This is a genomic window from Bartonella sp. AD328YNZD (assembly GCF_042196425.1).
The window spans coordinates 1-1,346 of sequence record NZ_JBHIQG010000501.1 but is presented as its reverse complement, the minus strand read 5'-3'; the positions used below and the strand labels follow the sequence as shown (position 1 = coordinate 1,346).

At 37.8% G+C, this 1,346-nt stretch carries 1 pseudogene; it reads right to left on the bottom strand.

Annotated features, from left to right (window positions below):
• Positions 1-1,346 (bottom strand): annotated as a pseudogene (locus tag ACFIO3_RS13200) (autotransporter outer membrane beta-barrel domain-containing protein); the annotation flags it as partial.

The following is a 1,346-nucleotide window of genomic DNA, read 5'->3' as shown; positions in this document are numbered from 1 at the left end:
TTATCGAGATTAAGCACAGAAACATCAGAACGAGATCTTTGAGCGATATCAAGCAGATTGCCATCATCATCTTTTTCATTTTTGCTGATTTTCAACGTCCACGTTGTATTGTTTTTTAAATCAAAGTGCACATTTCTGTCTTTAGCAATATTTGCTCTGCCTTCTAGAGTAGACTGATCAGTGCTTAAGGTGAAGGTGCCGTTGGAGATCGCTTTAACCTCTTTATCATTCCAATAATTATCGGTTCCCCAAGATTTTGGATTTTCGAAAATACCATCTCCTAATAATACGTCGGCATGGATTTCTGAATTTTTGAGATTGACTGTACCGATTGACAAACCTGGAATATCTTCAATGTTATCGTTAGTAAAAGCTCCAACAAAAATTCCAGTACCATTTTCAGCATGAAGCTCTGCATTAGTCAGATTGATCTCACTACTTTGGTGTTTTTGTGGATCATCTGATTCATTTTTATCAATATCAGAGACAGCTAAGAACTGTAAGCCACTGATTCCTACTTTTGCAGAAACATCCGTTAGATCAATATGGCCGCCATTTATTACAACCATTGCAACTTTTTTTGCTTCTATTTTATTTTTCTTCCCATTCTGAAGGGTGTCGGATTGGGTATCTAGACCTTTAGAATTAGCATCAATAGCGCCATTAATCATCTTAATTGTGCTATCTTTACCAATAGCGAGACCAACATCAACATTTTGAATGGTTGTTTTGCCATTTAATTCAACTATACTGTCAGCCTCCCAAGTGTTTACACCAACGGTTGCTGCTTCGGACTCACCACCGATTATTGTTAAATCTCCGCTAATAATTTTACTTCCATTCTCTGCATAAAGACCTTCATCAAAATTTTGAATGGTTGTTTTGCCCGTTAACTGAATTTCACTCCCAGAGCCCGCTGTCCATACACCAGATCGTGCTTCATTGGGGTTGTCATTAATTGCTTTACCACCGACTATTGTTAAATCTCCGCTGGTAATTTTACCACCATTATAGGCTCCAAGACCGTACGAAACTTTTTCAAAGGTTGTATGCCCCTTTAATTGAATTTCACTATTGGGATCAATGGCTATTATACCAGAAGTGCCGTATTCTTGGTTTTCATAAGCAGTTATTGTTAAATCTTCGCTGGTGATTTTACCACCTTTTTCTGCTCTCAGTCCGTCTCTAACTTTTTCAATGCTTGTTTTGCCTTTTAATTCAATTATGCTTCCAAAGCCATGGGCATTTGCACCGTTTCCGAAGTTATCGGTTGTTAGAGTAACATCCGTAATTTCAATACGTCCACCATTTTCTGTAAGTAATGCGCCTTCATGTCCATTCAAACT